At 55.7% G+C, this 16,457-nt stretch carries 14 protein-coding genes; 8 read left to right on the top strand and 6 right to left on the bottom strand.

The annotated features are described in order from the left end of the window. Positions 1–93: 93 nt before the first annotated feature. The 3 genes from ACNQ6O_RS03985 to ACNQ6O_RS03975 form a co-directional block, all read right to left on the bottom strand. Entirely contained in the window at positions 94–2,136 is a 2,043-nt protein-coding gene (locus ACNQ6O_RS03985; protein ID WP_418051943.1) for a PhoX family protein, read from the bottom strand. Between the two features lie 180 nt (positions 2,137–2,316). Beyond that, a complete protein-coding gene (locus ACNQ6O_RS03980) occupies positions 2,317–2,610 on the bottom strand; it encodes a hypothetical protein (RefSeq protein WP_418051942.1) in 294 nt (97 codons plus the stop codon). 78 nt (positions 2,611–2,688) lie between these two features. Then, positions 2,689–2,940, bottom strand: coding sequence for a hypothetical protein (locus tag ACNQ6O_RS03975; protein ID WP_418051941.1), 252 nt, complete (start codon positions 2,938–2,940; stop codon positions 2,689–2,691). 166 nt (positions 2,941–3,106) lie between these two features. Here ACNQ6O_RS03975 and ACNQ6O_RS03970 point away from each other — a divergent pair, with 166 nt between their 5' ends. Beyond that, a complete protein-coding gene (locus ACNQ6O_RS03970) occupies positions 3,107–4,360 on the top strand; it encodes an alkane 1-monooxygenase (RefSeq protein WP_418051940.1) in 1,254 nt (417 codons plus the stop codon). A 43-nt stretch (positions 4,361–4,403) separates the two neighbouring features. Here the strand turns inward: ACNQ6O_RS03970 and ACNQ6O_RS03965 are convergent, their stop codons facing one another. Further along, entirely contained in the window at positions 4,404–5,183 is a 780-nt protein-coding gene (locus ACNQ6O_RS03965; RefSeq protein WP_418051939.1) for a crotonase/enoyl-CoA hydratase family protein, read from the bottom strand. 86 nt (positions 5,184–5,269) lie between these two features. After that, complete coding sequence (locus tag ACNQ6O_RS03960; RefSeq protein ID WP_418051938.1) at positions 5,270–7,072, bottom strand: acyl-CoA dehydrogenase; 1,803 nt, start codon at positions 7,070–7,072, stop codon at positions 5,270–5,272. A gap of 209 nt (positions 7,073–7,281) precedes the next feature. Between ACNQ6O_RS03960 and ACNQ6O_RS03955 the strand changes: the two genes are divergently transcribed. Next, on the top strand, positions 7,282–8,274 hold the full coding sequence (locus tag ACNQ6O_RS03955) for a GlxA family transcriptional regulator (protein WP_418051937.1): 993 nt from the start codon (positions 7,282–7,284) through the stop codon (positions 8,272–8,274). A gap of 108 nt (positions 8,275–8,382) precedes the next feature. Next, complete coding sequence (locus ACNQ6O_RS03950) at positions 8,383–8,547, top strand: hypothetical protein (RefSeq protein ID WP_418051936.1); 165 nt, start codon at positions 8,383–8,385, stop codon at positions 8,545–8,547. A 64-nt stretch (positions 8,548–8,611) separates the two neighbouring features. Here ACNQ6O_RS03950 and ACNQ6O_RS03945 read toward each other — a convergent pair whose 3' ends face one another. Further along, positions 8,612–10,666 (bottom strand): FAD-dependent oxidoreductase, encoded by a 2,055-nt coding sequence (locus ACNQ6O_RS03945; RefSeq protein WP_418051935.1) that lies wholly within the window; start codon positions 10,664–10,666, stop codon positions 8,612–8,614. A gap of 347 nt (positions 10,667–11,013) precedes the next feature. Between ACNQ6O_RS03945 and ACNQ6O_RS03940 the strand changes: the two genes are divergently transcribed. From ACNQ6O_RS03940 to ACNQ6O_RS03920, 5 genes are read left to right on the top strand one after another with little or no spacing between them, the layout of a single operon-like run. Further along, complete coding sequence (locus tag ACNQ6O_RS03940) at positions 11,014–13,815, top strand: monovalent cation/H+ antiporter subunit A (protein ID WP_418051934.1); 2,802 nt, start codon at positions 11,014–11,016, stop codon at positions 13,813–13,815. Then, positions 13,815–14,183 carry a Na+/H+ antiporter subunit C gene (locus tag ACNQ6O_RS03935; protein ID WP_418051933.1) on the top strand — a complete coding sequence of 123 codons (369 nt, stop codon included), beginning with the start codon at positions 13,815–13,817 and terminating at the stop codon, positions 14,181–14,183. Before ACNQ6O_RS03940 ends, ACNQ6O_RS03935 begins: the two co-directional genes overlap by 1 nt. Continuing rightward, positions 14,180–15,697, top strand: a complete 1,518-nt coding sequence (locus ACNQ6O_RS03930) for a monovalent cation/H+ antiporter subunit D (RefSeq protein WP_418051932.1) — start codon at positions 14,180–14,182, stop codon at positions 15,695–15,697. The genes ACNQ6O_RS03935 and ACNQ6O_RS03930 overlap by 4 nt, the downstream gene beginning before the upstream one ends. Further along, on the top strand, positions 15,697–16,185 hold the full coding sequence (locus tag ACNQ6O_RS03925; protein ID WP_418051931.1) for a Na+/H+ antiporter subunit E: 489 nt from the start codon (positions 15,697–15,699) through the stop codon (positions 16,183–16,185). Before ACNQ6O_RS03930 ends, ACNQ6O_RS03925 begins: the two co-directional genes overlap by 1 nt. Next, positions 16,182–16,451: a K+/H+ antiporter subunit F gene (locus ACNQ6O_RS03920; protein WP_418051930.1), complete on the top strand. Its 270-nt coding sequence runs from the start codon at positions 16,182–16,184 to the stop codon at positions 16,449–16,451. Before ACNQ6O_RS03925 ends, ACNQ6O_RS03920 begins: the two co-directional genes overlap by 4 nt. Positions 16,452–16,457 lie beyond the last annotated feature (6 nt).

The raw sequence follows: 16,457 nt of genomic DNA, 5'->3' as shown, positions 1-16,457 counted from the left end.
TACGGCTCCTAGAAATGGGTTTTCCCAAGTCTAGCATAGCGGGCTTGCACTCTCGCAAAGCCCGCTATGGTCCAGCAGTTGCCCCCGACTGGATCAGCTTCCGATCACGCCACCGTCCTCACGGGTCACTATCACCGTTGCATCCCGTGGTCGCGGGTCGTTGGCATCCGGCCAGTTTGCAGCTGGGTGCTGAATGTTCACGAACATGGTTGCCATGTCTGGCGTACCGGTTACACCGGTCACCTCACACCCCACCGGCCCGACGAAGAATCGTTTGATCTCCCGGGTTTCAGGGTTAGCCGCCAACATCATATTGTTCTGGTAAGGTGCCTCGTCCCGGCCATCGGTCTGAATCCACAGCCGGCCGTTGTAGTCGAACCACAAGCCATCCGGACTGTTGAAGATGTTGTCGTCGTTCAGGGTGACAACCGCTTCGCCATCAACCACCGTTTCAGTGCCTTGTTCACCAGCGAACACGAAAATATCCCAATCAAAACGGGTAGCGGCGTGATCATTCTCCGCTTCCGTCCAGCGAATGATGTGCCCATTGCGATTATTGGCAATCGGGTTGGCTGCGTCGGTCTGGGCCTCGGTGCGCTTGGAGTTATTGGTCAGAGTGAAGTAGACCTCACCCGAGTTCGGGTCAACGGCGCCCCACTCCGGCCGGTCCATTGGCGTGGCACCGGCAATATCAGCCGCTAAACGGGTATTCAGCAGTACATCCGCCTGACCGTCAAAACCATCAAAGGCAATCTCACCCACGGTAGTTCCGATCGCTGCGGTGACTTTTGAGGCGAAGCCGGCATCATTCAGATCCAACGGCAGCCACTCCCCCGAGCCGTCATCATTGAAGCGAGCCACATACAAGGCGCCCTCATCCAGCAGATAGCCACCCGCCGTCGCTGCGTAATAGGGCTTCGACGACACAAACTTGTAAATGTACTCAAAACGGGAATCATCACCGGAGTAACACACTACCGGCTGCCCTTCTTTTACGGGGGCGAAAATCACGCCTTCATGGCCAAAGCGCCCCAGGGCCGTGCGCTTTTGAGGCGCGCTTTCCGGAGTGAAGGGGTCGATTTCAACCATATATCCGAAGGTATTGGCTTCGTTCCGGTAATCCTCCGTAGCTGCGCCTGCCCCCGGCGTTACATCAAAGCGCACATACGCATCATCGCCGTTATCCGCCAGCTCCCAGTCGTAACGGGACGTACCATCAACGCCGTGGCGAACCTGTTCACGAGGGCGCACGCCCGGAGTTTTGTTGGCAAAGTACCCGTGCCAGTTTTCCTCAGCAGCCAAATACGTGCCCCAAGGCGTTGGCCCCATGGAGCAATTGTTCAGAGTTCCGCGAGTGCGTTCTCCGGCCGGACTGAACTTGGTCGCCAGCTTGGGATAGCCGCGGAGAGGGCCTCGTATTTCCATTTCGGTACCGCCGGTAACGCGACGGTTGAACGGACTTCCAAACACAATGTCCCACGTGCCGTTGTTATCTTGTTTGATGTGAACAACCGACACGCCATGAGCGGCAATTTCCTTACGCACTTCATCGGCAGGGCGGACACCGCCATTGCTGCTCGCTCCCGTGGCACCATTGGCATGCAAGGCGGTCTGGTTGATGTATTCATGGTTCATCACCAACAGACCTTCAGTGGAACTGTTGCCACCCGCTTTCAGGTCGATAGGAAAGAAGTGCACGCCATCGTGATGCATGCCCATTTGCTGCTCTTGATCTGCACCGGTATTGGTTCCATCCGGCTTGTAGGCCGGGTAGCTTCCGGTAATAGGGGTGCCCCAGGGCAGGAACGCTGTGGTGGCATAGCCTTCCGGCACGACGACTTGGTTCGCATTAGAAACGGGCACCGCTTTGAAGCCCATGGAAAGCTCAACCGTTCCCTCTCCAGTGCCACCAGAGCCATCGGGAGCAGAAACTGAATTGTCGCCATCACTGCTACCGCAGCCCGCGAGCCCCACACCCACAAGGCTGGCCAGTGCAGCCCCGACAGAACCTTTCAACACCGCACGGCGCTGCATTCGGGTGGTTAACACCTGATCAAATGGACGGTTACCCGCGTGATTCACGACCGGTTCGTAGTTAGGGTCCTGATAATTGGAGTCAAGATCGTGCTTAGCCATGCTTTCTCTCTCTTGAATAATTGGGCCATCCGGCGTTATCGAGAGATCAGTGTCCTAGGTCTATATGACAGGCTCGCATCGATTTCGTGTCGTTTTATTTACCGTTTAAAGACAGTATGTGTGAACCATAAAAAAGGCGCCATGAAGGCGCCTTTTTGACTAGCTGCTTATACAACGAACTTATTTGGCAACGTCATCTGCAGCTTCTTCCATAGCATCGCTGGTATCGTCAGCGGCTTCTTCCATTTTATCACCGGCTTCTTCAAAGCCTTCTTGAATCTCGCCCAAGGCGCTTTCGTCCGTGCCGGTGGCTTCTTCCATGCCTTCTTCCGCGGAATCAGTCGCATCGTCCATCATCTCCGCAGCGTTTTCGCCCGCTTGCTCGAAATCAGCACCTTCATCGCTTTCGGAACTGCAAGCTGCTAGGCCGAGCGTCATAAGGAGCGCCAGTGCACTTAGTGTGAGCTTGTTCATAACATTTCCTTCTGTTGGTACGTGACTTTAGCTTTCCTAGCGTAGAGCCCGAGCCAGTAGATCGCAATTACGGCAGAATTACTGTTTCGTTAACTCCTGACCATCGATAAGCAGTACACGCTCGACACCCAGTACTTTGCCGGTGCCTAAAACCAGAAAATCATGACCAGCCCGACTCAAAATATCTTGCAGAACTTCGTGCACAATCATCATCTGCCCTGACGGATCCTGATACACGATTTCAGCCTGGCGCTGTGTGCGTATGTATTCTCTCAGCCACTCCTGAGCACTCCAGGAAATCACCTCCCGTGCGGGATTTGTAGTACTCATGTCGACATTTCCTTGTTGTTTTTATTACCCGAAGAATGGACCACTGTGGCGAGTTACGCCAACCCACCCAGATTATCATTACAGGCCATTGTTCCACCGCATTGTTGTATTGCCATATTGTTCGACATAAATTAAATGCATCAACGAGCGAGAGGGAGCACCTCCTATGAATGCCAAAGTTCAAACAACACTAAAAGCATCCAACGTCCATACATCTGCGCGGCCAGCGGGTAAAGACTGGAAAGACCCCAAGCGATATATGTGGCTGCTAGGCCCGGCTCTGCCGGGTATCGGTCTGGCGGCGTTGGCCGGGTACGCAATTGCACCCAAGAAACTGAAAGCACTGGCGTGGACCGGCCCGATTCTGATTCACGGCGTGATCCCAGCCCTCGACAGAGCGGTGGGAGAAGACAAAAGCAACCCGCCGGAATCTGCAGTGAAGTCTTTAGAGCAAGACAAATACTACGACCGGATCGTGAAAGCCTTCATTCCCACCCAATACGCTATGACGTTTATGGGTGCTTGGCTGGCCAGCCGCAAGAACGTCCCGCTCGAAGACAAAATCGGCTTAACCTTTACGGTGGGGGCCATCAACGGCATCGGGATCAACACCGCTCATGAGCTGGGCCATAAATCGAACAAGTTAAATAAACTGATGGCGATGGCGGCTCTTGCACCTACCGGTTATACCCACTTTGTGGTCGAGCACAATTTCGGGCATCACAAGCGAGTGGCAACCCCGGAAGATCCGGCCAGCAGCAAGATGGGCGAAAGTTTCTGGAAGTTTTTGCCGCGCACGGTGGTAGGCGGCCTGAAGTCTGCGGTCAAAATTGAGAAGACACGCCTAGCCCGCAAAGGTAAGAGCTTCTGGAGTCTGGATAACGAGCTGTTGCAGGGCTGGGCTATGAGCGCCGGGTTCTTTGGCGCAACAACTCTGATTTGCGGCCCGCGAGCAATTCCATTTCTAGCCGGTCAGGCTATGTATGGCGCCAGTCTGCTGGAGAGTGTGAATTACATTGAGCACTATGGCTTGCTGCGCCAGAAGAATGAAAACGGTAAGTACGAGCGAACCAAGCCGGAGCATAGTTGGAACAGCAACAATATTGTGACGAATTTGTTCCTGTATCAGTTGCAGCGGCACTCGGACCATCACGCCCATCCTAGCCGTAGCTTCCAGGCTTTGCGTCACTTTGAGAATGCGCCTCAGCTGCCAAGCGGCTATGCGTCGATGTTGTTGCCGGCCTATTTCCCGAAGTGGTGGTCGGAGACGATGGATAAGCGGGTGATTGATCACTACGAAGGTGATTTGTCGAAGATTAACTGGGACCCGGATCGTAAAGAGGAGCTAATGGCCAAGTATGCAGATTATGCGGCTGAGGTGGCTGCGGCCGCCAAAGCCCCTAAGTCTGACGCAGCCTAATCCTTGAGCTGGTTCCGGCAGGAAACCGGAACCAGTTTTACTCTTACTTTCCTTTAAACACGGCATCCCGTCTTTCTAAAAACGACTGAATACCTTCCTTTACATCTTCGCTGGCCATCACAGGGCCTAGGTCGGGAAACAAACGTTGTTTAGCGGTATCCTGCCCTTCACTAACGGCGATTTTGGACGATTTCAAACTGCCCTGAACGCCCAGTGGTGCGGCCTTGGCGATCTTCTCGGCAATTTCCAGGGCCTTGTTCAGCTGCTCACCGGGTTCGACCAGTTCTTGAATCAGGCCCCATTGATAAGCTTGTTCAGCGGTCCACTCGTCACCGGTCAGCAAATAACGCTGGGCGTTGCCCCAGCCAATTTCCCGCTGCAACCGGATAGTGGCGCCGCCGCAGGCGAAGATGCCACGTTTTACTTCAAGCTGTGCAAAGCGGGTGCCTTTTGCCGCAACGCGAATGTCGGTGTTGAGCATCATTTCCACGCCACAGGTGAAACAGATGCCTTGGGCTGCGAATACCACTGGCTTGGTGAGACCTTCACCTGTGATGTGGAAAGGATCCAGTTCGCCTTCGGCGGGTTCGATGCCTTTTCCATTGGCGAAGACTTCAGCCCAGTCGTCCAGTTGCAGGCCGCTGGTGAAATGGTCACCTTCGGCGTACATCACCGCCACGCGCAGTTCCGGGTCGTTCTGCAGCTGGTAATAGGCGGCAGCGATTTCGTGGTACATGGCCCGGTTCATGGCGTTCATTTTTTCCGGGCGGTTCAGTCCGATCAGCAGGATATGATTTTTCTTATCAACATTAACCAGAGCCATAACGCTTTCCTTTCCTGTTTTCCTGTCAGCAGGCTATGCCAATGTGCGGGCACAAGCGATCCCGGCCGATTGCGCCTACTCCAAAGTCAGAACCAATCAGCTTTCATATTCAGGCACGTATCATCCTGATTGCGCAGCAATACCAAGTCCTGCGCTACCGTTGGCAGTTCCCAGTGGAAGAAATATTGGGCGGCTTGCAGCTTGCCTTGATAGAAGTTTCGCTCGCTGTCGCTGTTGGCTGAGGCCAGGGCGTTGGCAGCGGCATTGGCTTGGCGGAGCCACATCCAGGCGACGATGATGTGCCCGAACAAATGCAGGTAGCAGCTGGCGTTGGCCAACGATTTGTCGACTTCGCCGCCCATCAGGGATTTACCCAAGCTTTGGGTAACTTTTACCGCTTGCTGCAGGGTTTCGCTCAGCGACAGTGCCCATTGCTGGCAGCGGTCAGTGGTTGCCGCTTGCAGGTCTGCCTGCATTTCCTGCATCAACAGCTGCAATCCGTGGCTTTGGTCTTGCCAGATTTTCCGGCCCAACAGGTCGAGAGCTTGTATGCCGTTGGTTCCTTCGTGAATGGGATTCAGGCGGTTATCGCGCCAGCATTGTTCCACCGGGTATTCGCGGGTGTAACCGGCACCACCGTAGACCTGAATCGCCAGGTCGTTGGCTTTGGGGCCGAATTCGGAGGGCCAGGCTTTAATGACCGGGGTCAGCAGGTCCAACAGTTTTCCGGCCTCGACACGCTTTTGTTCATCCGGGTGAGTGTGCTGCTCGTCCATCAAGCGAGCACCGTACAAACACAGCGCCAAGCCACCTTCGCTATAGGCCTTCTGGGCTAGGAGCATGCGGCGCACGTCGGCGTGGTCGATAATCGGTACTTGTGGGCTTTCCGGGTTTTTCTCGCTGGCTTTTCGGCCCTGCAGGCGGTCTTTGGCGTATTCGAGGCTGTGCATGTAGCCACGGTAGCCAATCACCGCCGCGCCCATACCGACACCAATTCGGGCTTCGTTCATCATCTGGAACATGTACTTCAGGCCGTGGTGGGGTTCGCCCACCAGATAGCCGTGGCACGGCGCGTCATCGCCGAAGCTCAATGCGGTACTTGTAGTGCCCCGGTAGCCGAGTTTGTGAATCAGGCCGGCGAGGCTGACACCGTTGCGCTCGCCCGGGTTACCGTTTTCGTCCACGTGGAATTTGGGAACGATGAACAGGGAGATACCTTTTACCCCCGCCGGTGCGCCTTTGATTTTGGCCAGCACCATGTGGACGATGTTTTCGGTGATGCTCTGCTCGCCACCGGAGATGAAGATTTTCGCACCTTTGATCAGGTAATGCCCTTCATCGGTGGGCGTGGCCGAGGTTCGAATATCGGCAAGGCTGGAACCGGCGTGCGGCTCGGTCAGGGCCATGGTGCCGCTGAAGCGGCCATTGAGCATGTTAGGCAGGATGGTCGCTTTCTGCTGGTCGTTGCCGAACACTCGGATTAAGTTGGCGGCTGCGGTGGTCAGGAAGGGATAGCCTGCGGTCCCGGGATTGGCGGCAGTGAAGAAGCCGTTGCAGGCGGCCATGACCGATTCCGGCAATTGCATGCCGCCCAGTTCGTAATCGTACCGCCCGGCGAGAAAGCCGGCTTCGGCGTAGGCGTCGAAGGCTTCTTTTACGTCCGGGAGCATTTCGACCTGGCCGTTGACGAATTTGGGTTCGTCTTTGTCAGCGGCGCTGTTGTGGTTGGCAAACTTTTCTTTTGCCATTTTGTCAGCGGTTTCGATGACGGCATCGAAGGTTTCTTTGCTGTGTTCGCTGAAGCGTTCGCGCTCGGTCAGCGCTTCGGTGTCCATGACTTCGTAGAGCTGGAATGCCAGGTCGCGGCGGTCGATCAGGGTGTCGGTCATTCGTGTTCTCCTGTTGATTGGCTATAGCCTCTCACAACCGTTGCTGTTGTTGAAATTGTCGTTTCTGACTTATTCTTGGCCGAAACCGCCAAAAATAAGAGTTATCCGCCCGGTGCTTAATTCAGGGGGGCCTCTCCGAGAGACGCCCCTGAATTAATCCCCTACTCTTGCGGCAACTGGCCTAGTTTTCTTTATCTGGAGTCATCTTTGTGAAAACCGTCACCATTATCGGCTTTACTGGCGCGCTTGCTAGCGCCATTACCGGCGTTATTGATTTGTTTCGAATGGCCGGTGTGACTTGGGCGCGGGTTCATGGAGAGGCACCGCATCCGTATTTTCGTACGCGTTTGCTGACGGAATCCGGCGAGCCTTGTCGATGTATCAATGGGCTGACCATTAGTGCTGACGGCTCTTGGCAGGGCGTTGCCCCGCTGGGTGAGAACGATTTGGTGATCATTCCCACCATCGGCGCGCCGATTGATCAGGTATTGGCCGATAACCCGGGGCTGGTGAATTGGCTTTCGCAGTTCCAGTCCACTAACGATGATCAGGTGCGAGTTGCCAGTAATTGCACCGGGGCTTTTCTATTGGCTGAAGCCGGGGTGCTGGACGGGCGGCAAGCGACTACCCATTGGGGGTTCAGCAATCAATTCCGGCAGCGGTTTCCAGACGTGGATTTGCAGCCGGACAAACTGGTGACGGTCGATGGTCACGTTGCCTGCGCCGGTGGCGGTATGGCTTGGTGGGATCTTGGGGTGTATTTGGTGGAACGACATGCGGGGGCGCAGGTCGCGCGGGAGCTAGCGAAGGCCTTTGTGATTGACGCTGGGCGGTCGAGTCAGGCGCCTTACAGTGCATTGCAGGCTTGCCGCTACCATTCTGACCCGGACATTCTGAAACTGCAGGAGTGGCTGGACACGCATTACAGCCAGTCGATCACGCTGGGGTCTTTGGCATCGCGGTGTGGGTTAACGGAGCGTTCGTTGATTCGCCGGTTCAAAGCGGCCACGGGTGACACCCCAACCGGCTATTTACAGGTTTTGCGAATCGAATCAGCCCGGCAACATTTGGAAAACTCGCGAATCACCATTGAAGAAGTGACCCGGATGGTGGGTTACGAAGATGTCAGCTCTTTCAGTCGCCTGTTCAGAAAACATACGGGATTAGCCCCTGGCGTGTACCGCTCTCGCTTTGGGCGCTAATCGAAAACAGCGTCATTGTGGCGCGCGTTATGCAGCAAATTAAACATAAGGTCCGTTTCAGGCCCTTAATGTAAGGAATCCCGACAGATGTATAAAGGGGAAGAGACCGTGAACACATTATTGAGGCAAAGCCAGTCCGACGTTCTGAACCGGCTCTATGAGATGAAGTGCAAGCAAATCGAACACGCTCTTCAGCAGGGACAAAGCCTCCGCTGTCAGGTGCTTGAAGCCGAGGCTGAGGCCATCTCGAACGCATTGAAAGCGGTTCGGTAACGCCCCAACCTCTATGCGCCATAAAGTGACCTCAATGGTCACTCTATGGCCCAACATGACTACATCAGAGCGCTGCCGCCACTTCCGTACCTTGTCGAATAGCCCGCTTCGCATCCAGCTCTTCGGCCAAATCCGCTCCACCGATCAAGTGCGCTTTCACGCCTGCGCCTTCAAGCTGATCGTAAAGTTCTCGGAACGACTCCTGACCGGCACACAGAATCACGTTATCAACCGGCAGTACTTTCTTCTCAATTTCTTTGCCGTCCTTATCTGACAACGTAATGTGCAAACCTTCGTCGTCGATGCGGTCATAGCTGCATCCTTTGAGCATTTCTACGTCGCGATGATTCAAGCTACTACGGTGTACCCAGCCGGAGGTCTTACCCAAACCACCGCCAACTTTGCTGGTTTTCCGCTGCATCAGGTAGATTTTGCGCGGTGTCGGCGTGGCTTCGCGCTCTGCCAAGCCACCTGGGCCTTCGAACTCCGGATGCACGCCCCACTCGGCCTGCCAATCGATGACTTTAGCCTGTTCACCTTCCGGCTGGCGCTCGAAGTCGTGGGTCAGGAATTCACTGACATCGAAGCCAATCCCGCCCGCGCCGATGACTGCCACGGTGCTACCAACGGGCTTGTTGTGGCGAAGCACGTCGAGGTATCCGAGCACTTTCGGGTGATCGATACCTTCGATTTTCGGCGTCCGCGGCTTCACACCGGTGGCGATGATCACATCGTCGAAGCCCTGTGCCTTCAAGGATTCGGCATCCACTCGGGTATTGAGCTTCAGATCAACTTCCAACAGCTCAATCTGGCGCTGGAAGTAGCGCAGGGTTTCATAGAACTCTTCTTTGCCGGGAATGCGTTTGGCGTAGTTAAACTGGCCGCCAATTTTGTCGTCGGCTTCGAACAACGTCACTTTGTGGCCGCGCTTGGCTGCGGTTGTGGCGGCTGCCAAGCCCGCGGGGCCAGCTCCGACTACCGCAACACGACGAACCACAGGGGCAACGGTTAGCACCAGTTCAGTTTCGAAACAAGCACGGGGGTTCACCAAACAAGAAGCCCGCTTGGCTTGGAACACATGGTCCAAGCACGCCTGGTTACAAGCGATGCAGGTGTTGATCTCGTCACTTCGATTTTGCTCAGCTTTACGCACGAATTCGCTGTCTGCCAACAAAGGCCGAGCCATTGAGACCATGTCGGCTTTGCCACCGGCGATGATCTCTTCGCCTTTCTCCGGCGTGTTAATGCGGTTGGTAGTGCACACCGGAATATCGACTTCGCCGTAGAACTTGGCGGTCACATCGGCGAACCCTCCTCGTGGAACAGAGGTCACAATGGTTGGCACACGCGCTTCGTGCCAGCCGATACCGGTATTAATGATGGTAGCGCCAGCCTTCTCGACGGCTTTACCCAGAGTCACGATCTGATCCCAGGTTTGGCCGCCTTCCACCAAGTCCAGCATGGACAAGCGATAGATGATGATGAACTCGGGGCCGACCGCTTCGCGCATGCGGCGAATGATTTCAACCGGCAGGCGCATGCGGTTTTCGTAGGGGCCACCCCACTTGTCTGTGCGCTTGTTGGTGCGTTCACACAGGAACTGGTTAATGAAGTAGCCTTCGGAGCCCATCACCTCAACGCCGTCGTAACCGGCAAACTTCGCCAGCTTGGCCGCGTTCACAAAGTCATCGATGTGGCGATCCACGCCTTTGGTAGACAACGCACGAGCTTTAAACGGGCTGATGGGGGATTTGGTGGCCGAGGCTGAAACAATCAACGGCTGGTAGCCATAGCGGCCTGCATGCAGCAGCTGCAAGCAGATTTTACCGCCTGCCTCGTGGACAGCACCGGTGACATGGCGGTGCAACAGCGCGGTGGCACGGTTGTTCATGGTTGAAGCCAGCGGTGCCAGCTGTCCGGCCAGGTTCGGCGAGAAACCACCGGTCACCATCAAGCCAACACCACCTTCAGCACGCTCGGCAAAGTATCGGGCAAGCTTGTGAATATTCCAGAACCGATCTTCCAGCCCCGTGTGCATGGAGCCCATCAATACGCGGTTCTTCAGTTCGGTAAAACCAAGATCCAGAGGTTTCAGAAGGTTAGGATACGGTGTGTTCATGGTTCTCTCTCAAAGATTATTTTTGAGCAGTATACACTTGATCGCCATCAAGTTGACTTGACCTACCCGGCTAGCCACGTATTATCGGCTTTCAAGTTTCATTGACGGAGCAAACATGACCGGAAGGTCCACCGGCCGCATAGTTTCGCCAGGATTCCTTCAGCCCGCTGACATTGTCTTGCAGCGCGGGCGTCTTCCCTATTTTCCGGATCCGCCACGCTTCGGCTAACCCCTGTATAAACCGGTGCTTACTCGGTTTTTCTGTGCAGTGAGGCTGGCCGCCCACTACACTTTGAGGGGCATTTCGCCCTACATTCACGCCTGAAAACACCAAAAACGAGGTTGCGATGTCGCTACCGCTGGTTGTCCTACTGCCCTTTTTAGGCGCGATTGCTGCTCCCCTGTTTGCTCAGGGAGGGCGTACAGCGATTGCTATAGCATCTTCCGTGCCCGCGCTGATTGCGTTGGCAGCCCTGTTTCCACACTGGGCCACATTGGCTGATGGCGGTGTGGTGCTGCACAGCTTCGAATGGCTGCCGGCGATAGGGATTTCCTTCTCGTTCCGTCTGGACGGCCTGGCGCTGATGTTCGCGCTGCTGATCCTGATCATCGGGTTGCTGATTATTATTTATGCCCACTACTATCTGAAGGCCAGCGAAAACGTCAGAAAATTTTACTCGCTGCTCCTTTGCTTCAAGGGATCGATGCTGGGCATCGTGCTGTCCGGCAACCTGCTGCTGATGCTCATTTTCTGGGAAATCACCAGCCTTACCTCATTCTTGTTGATCAGTTTCTGGACCCACAAGCAGGACGCCCGCCGAGGTGCCCGGATGGCGCTCGCCGTAACCGGCGGTGGCGGTCTGGCGCTGCTCGCAGGCATCCTGATCATCGGTAACATCGTCGGCAGTTTTGAGTTGGACGATGTGTTGGCCGCAGGCGACCTGATTAAAGCTCACGCCATGTATCCAGTTGCTCTAACACTGGTGCTGTTAGGCGCGTTCACCAAATCGGCCCAGTTCCCGTTCCATTTCTGGCTACCTCACGCTATGCAAGCGCCCACGCCAGTGTCTGCTTACCTGCACTCTGCCACCATGGTAAAAGCCGGCATTTTCTTGATGGCGCGTTTGTATCCGGCTCTTGCCGGTACCGAGCTTTGGTTCTACATGGTCAGCTTCACGGGTATGGCGACGCTGCTAATCGGCGCATACACGGCGATGTTCAAGCACGACCTGAAAGGCCTGCTGGCGCACTCTACGGTCAGCCACCTTGGCTTGATCACGCTGTTGTTCGGCATGGGCACCAAGCTGGCGGCCGTTGCTGCGCTTTTCCACGTCATCAACCACGCGACCTTTAAAGCCTCCCTGTTCATGGCGGCCGGGATTATCGATCACGAAACCGGCACCCGGGACATGCGAAGAATCAACGGCCTGTGGCGCTACATGCCCCACACAGCCACCCTCGCCATGGTCGCCGCGTCGTCTATGGCCGGTGTTCCGTTGTTGAACGGGTTCCTGAGTAAAGAGATGTTCTTTGCAGAGTCTTTGGAGCTGAATCTGCCGGGGTTCTGGGCTTGGATTCCTCCGATCGTAGCTACCTTGGCGGGTATTTTCGCCGTTGCCTATTCCGCTCGCTTTATTCATGACGTGTTCTTCAACGGCAAGCCTGTGAACCTGCCGATCTACCCGCCTCATGAGCCGCCGCGCTACATGAAGTTCCCGGTAGAAATTTTGGTATTTGCCTGCGTCATGGTGGGCATGTTCCCAGCCATTTCGGTTGGCCCGCTGCTGTTTTCCGCGGCTCAGGCTACACTTGGTGGCGCGGTCCCAGATTACCAGTTAGCCGTAATGCATGGCATCAACCTGCCTTTGATGATGAGCGTCGCAGCCTTTGTGGGTGGTTTGTTGATGTACAGCCAACGCCAGCGTTTTTTCGACTTCCACGCTCGCTTCAAGGAAATTGACGAAAAAGCGATATTTGAAGCCGTGCTGATGCGAATCGAAGACTTTTCCCACCGCCTGACGGCGCGCATTGAGAACGGCTCATTGCAACGCTACGCCATGTTAATGGTGGTGAGCGTTATCGCCGTTTCGATCGTCCCCATCATGGATTTGGGCGTCTTTGTGGGTAGTAACGGGCTTTCCCCTATCGACTGGCCTACCGCCGTTGGTGCGGGCTTCTTGATCGTGTCGGCACTGGCGACCGCCTTTATTCACCGTGAGCGCTTCACCGCCCTGGTGCTACTCAGTGTGGTCGGTCTGATGGTCGCTTTGGCCTTCGCACGCTTCTCGGCCCCCGACCTGGCAATGACCCAGTTGTCGGTGGAAGTGGTCACCATGGTGCTGTTGATGCTGGCGCTCTACTACATGCCATCCTGGACTCCGCTTGAGACGTCAAAGAGCAGGAGGACACGGGACATTATCCTTGCCTTGACAGCCGGTACCGGCATGACGTTGATCACCCTGGCCATGCTGACCCAACCGTTCACCTCCATTTCCGAGTTTTTCCTTGAGAACAGTAAACCCGGGGGTGGTGGCACCAACGTGGTGAACGTCATTCTGGTGGATTTCCGGGGCTTTGATACTCTCGGTGAGATTAGCGTACTGGCCATCGCGGCCATGGGCATTTACGCCATGCTCAAGAATACGGCACTGACACCACCCCCTGGGGATGGTCAAGGCCACACCTGGACTCGTGATGCCTATCCGTTGATGCTGAAGCAAATCGCTCGCCCCATGCTTCCCATGGCACTCATGGTGTCGGCCTATATTTTCCTGCGAGGCCACAATATGCCAGGCGGCGGCTTCATCGCTGGCCTGATCACATCGGTGGCGCTGGTCATTCAATACATTGCCAATGGCATGGTCTGGACTCAAGACCGCGTCGGCATTAAGTACCACAACGTCATCGGGTTTGGCTTGCTGTTCGCCACCATTGCCGGCGCTGGCAGCCTGGCCTTCAGTTACCCGTTCCTGACGTCTACGTTCGGGTACATCACCTGGCCGGTGGTCGGCAAATTTGAAGTGGCCTCGGCACTGATCTTCGACTTAGGCGTTTACCTGGCAGTCATTGGCGCCACCATGCTGATTTTAGTCAGCATTGGCCGGATTTCGCCGCACTCAGCCATTAAAAGCCCGGGGAGGAAATCATAATGGAACTCTTGTTTGCACTGGCCATAGGTGCGCTCACCACATCGGGCGCTTACCTGTTGCTCCGGGCCCGAACCTTCCCGGTTGTCATGGGGCTCACGCTGCTGTCTTACGGGGTCAACCTGTTTCTGTTTGCCTCAGGCCGCCTGAGTACAGCGCAACAGCCCATTCTCGGTACCGCTGAACATTACGCGGATCCCCTGCCCCAAGCTCTGGTGTTAACCGCGATCGTTATCGGCTTCGCTATGACCGCGTTTGTGGTGGTGTTGTCGTTGCGTAATCTGGCCGACAACGACGACGATCATGTAGACGGCTGCCCGCCGGTACAGCCTGCCAACAAAAAGCAGGAACAGGAGGAAACCGGCAAATGAATCACTGGCTCATTGCTCCCATCGCAATCCCGTTACTCGGCGGGATATTGCAGACTTTTATGGGTTACGCGCCCATCAGCTTGCGGCGAACTCTGGCCATTGCCACCAGCGCGCTGGTTTTAGCTGCCTCCGTGGTCCTGTTAAGCTTGGCTGACGATGGCAGCTACCGGGTTTATGCCTTCGGTAACTGGCAACCGCCCTTTGGCATCGTACTGGTGCTCGATCGCCTCGCCGCGCTGATGCTGGTGCTCACATCGGTACTGGCTGTGTTTGCCCACATTTTCTCGATTGGTGGAGCAGACGAGGGAAACCGACAATTCCACACGCTGTTTCTGTTCCAGATCATGGGCCTGAACATTGCCTTTCTGACCGGCGACCTGTTCAACCTGTTTGTTGCATTCGAAGTTCTGCTCATCGCGTCCTACGGCTTGCTGATGCACGGCGGCGGTACCATTCGAACCGTGCCCGGCCTGCACTACGTGGCCTTGAACCTTGTGGGTTCAGCCATCTTCCTGATCGCCGTGGGCATGATTTACAGCGTAACCGGCACCCTGAACATGGCGGATCTGGCGGTAAAAGTGCCGCAGGTTACCGGTGAAAACCTGTCACTGGTGAAAGCCGGCGCCATGATGCTGCTGGTCGTGTTCGGCCTGAAAGCGGCCATTCTGCCGCTGTGTTTCTGGCTACCGAAAGCCTACGCCAAAGCCACGGCGCCGGTGGCGGCCTTGTTTGCGATCATGACCAAGGTTGGTGTTTACGCAATTATCCGGGTATATGTTCTGATCTTCGGTGAAAACTCCGGAGAATTAGCATTCCTTGGCATGGACTGGCTGTTTCCTCTGGCCCTCATCACTCTCGCCATGGGTGTCATCGGAGCCTTGGGTGCTAACAACTTGAAGACACTCATTTCATGGCAGGTCATCATCTCTGTCGGCACGCTCCTGGCGCCTGTTGCTTTAGGTTCTGAAGCGGGGCTGTCGGCCGCACTGTTCTATCTGATGAGCACCACCTGGACGGTCGCTGGACTGTTTTTAGTCGCCGAATTGGTGGCAATTCAGCGAGGCAGCGCGAGCGACCGTATTGTCACCGCGCCGAAAATGCCGCACAGGACCCTGATCAGTGTGTTGTTCATGATTGGTGCGGTATCCGCTGCCGGCCTGCCACCGTTGAGTGGTTTCTTCGGCAAAGTGCTGATTTTGAAATCCGTAGACGCCGGCCCGCAAATGGCGTGGCTCTGGTCTGTTCTGCTTGTGGGCAGTTTCCTTACCCTTATCGCATACAGCCGCGCCGGCAGCATCCTGTTCTGGCGTACCATTGACGGACACATCAAGCCGCCCGAGCCGATGAAGGGTGTCGTGTCTGTATCAACCGGTGCTCTGATCGGGCTAACCGTTGTAATCGTGGCCTTTGCCGGCCCCATCAACGAGTACACTGTGGCCACAGCCGCCCAGCTGTTCGACACCTCTGCCTATACTCAGATTCTCACAACACCAATGTTCGGGGGGAATAACTGATGCTGGACCGATTGAACTTCCCGCAACCTTGGTTGAGTCTGGTGCTGTTCAGCACCTGGCAATTTCTAAGCGATGGCATTTCCGGTGCGAGCGTGGTCATGGGCTTGCTGTTAGCTTGGATCATCCCTCAAATCACCCACGGTTTCTGGCCTGAGAGACCGGCTTTCGTGAAGGTCTGGCGCATGCCCATGTTCGTGCTCATGGTGCTCTGGGATATCCTGGTTGCCAGCTGTTCTGTGGCGATTCTGATCCTGAGCCCCAGACAACCTCAGCCAGTCTTCGTGAACTACCCGCTTCAGCTGGATCACCCTCTGGCCATCTCCCTGTTAGCGAGCACTATTTCACTGACACCGGGTACGGTAAGCGCCGATGTCAGCGATGACAACAAGACCCTTCTGATCCATGCTCTGGATGCTGCCAGCGAGCAAGAGGTGATCGATGCCATCCACAAGCGATACGAGAAGCCGCTGATGGAGATGTTCCGATGATGACGACCGCACTCTACATAACCATCGCGATGGTTATGGTTGCCGCCCTGCTCAACGTGTACCGCTTGATCAAAGGCCCGGACGCACCAGACCGGGTTCTGGCGCTGGACACGCTGTACATCAACGCCATCGCCATGATCATTCTGCTCGGTATTACCTTTAACTCGCGCATGTACCTCGAGTCTGCGCTGCTGATTGCTGTCATGGGCTTCGTCAGTACCGTCGCCATGGCGAAATACCTGAAACGCGGCAGCGTCATCGAATAATCCGGC

The organism is Marinobacter sp. SBS5, from assembly GCF_048285575.1.
GTDB lineage: Bacteria > Pseudomonadota > Gammaproteobacteria > Pseudomonadales > Oleiphilaceae > Marinobacter.
This window is presented reverse-complemented; position numbering and strand designations above follow the sequence as displayed.

Bases quoted from the DNA above. Each gene is read 5' to 3' on its own strand.
- ACNQ6O_RS03935 (WP_418051933.1), top strand. From the start codon at position 13,815: ATGGAACTCTTGTTTGCACTGGCCATAGGTGCGCTCACCACATCGGGC.
- ACNQ6O_RS03925 (WP_418051931.1), top strand. From the start codon at position 15,697: ATGCTGGACCGATTGAACTTCCCGCAACCTTGGTTGAGTCTGGTGCTG.
- ACNQ6O_RS03985 (WP_418051943.1), bottom strand. From the start codon at position 2,136: ATGGCTAAGCACGATCTTGACTCCAATTATCAGGACCCTAACTACGAA.
- ACNQ6O_RS03930 (WP_418051932.1), top strand. From the start codon at position 14,180: ATGAATCACTGGCTCATTGCTCCCATCGCAATCCCGTTACTCGGCGGG.
- ACNQ6O_RS03980 (WP_418051942.1), bottom strand. From the start codon at position 2,610: ATGAACAAGCTCACACTAAGTGCACTGGCGCTCCTTATGACGCTCGGC.
- ACNQ6O_RS03965 (WP_418051939.1), bottom strand. From the start codon at position 5,183: ATGGCTCTGGTTAATGTTGATAAGAAAAATCATATCCTGCTGATCGGA.
- ACNQ6O_RS03970 (WP_418051940.1), top strand. From the start codon at position 3,107: ATGAATGCCAAAGTTCAAACAACACTAAAAGCATCCAACGTCCATACA.
- ACNQ6O_RS03975 (WP_418051941.1), bottom strand. From the start codon at position 2,940: ATGAGTACTACAAATCCCGCACGGGAGGTGATTTCCTGGAGTGCTCAG.
- ACNQ6O_RS03945 (WP_418051935.1), bottom strand. From the start codon at position 10,666: ATGAACACACCGTATCCTAACCTTCTGAAACCTCTGGATCTTGGTTTT.
- ACNQ6O_RS03920 (WP_418051930.1), top strand. From the start codon at position 16,182: ATGATGACGACCGCACTCTACATAACCATCGCGATGGTTATGGTTGCC.
- ACNQ6O_RS03940 (WP_418051934.1), top strand. From the start codon at position 11,014: ATGTCGCTACCGCTGGTTGTCCTACTGCCCTTTTTAGGCGCGATTGCT.
- ACNQ6O_RS03960 (WP_418051938.1), bottom strand. From the start codon at position 7,072: ATGACCGACACCCTGATCGACCGCCGCGACCTGGCATTCCAGCTCTAC.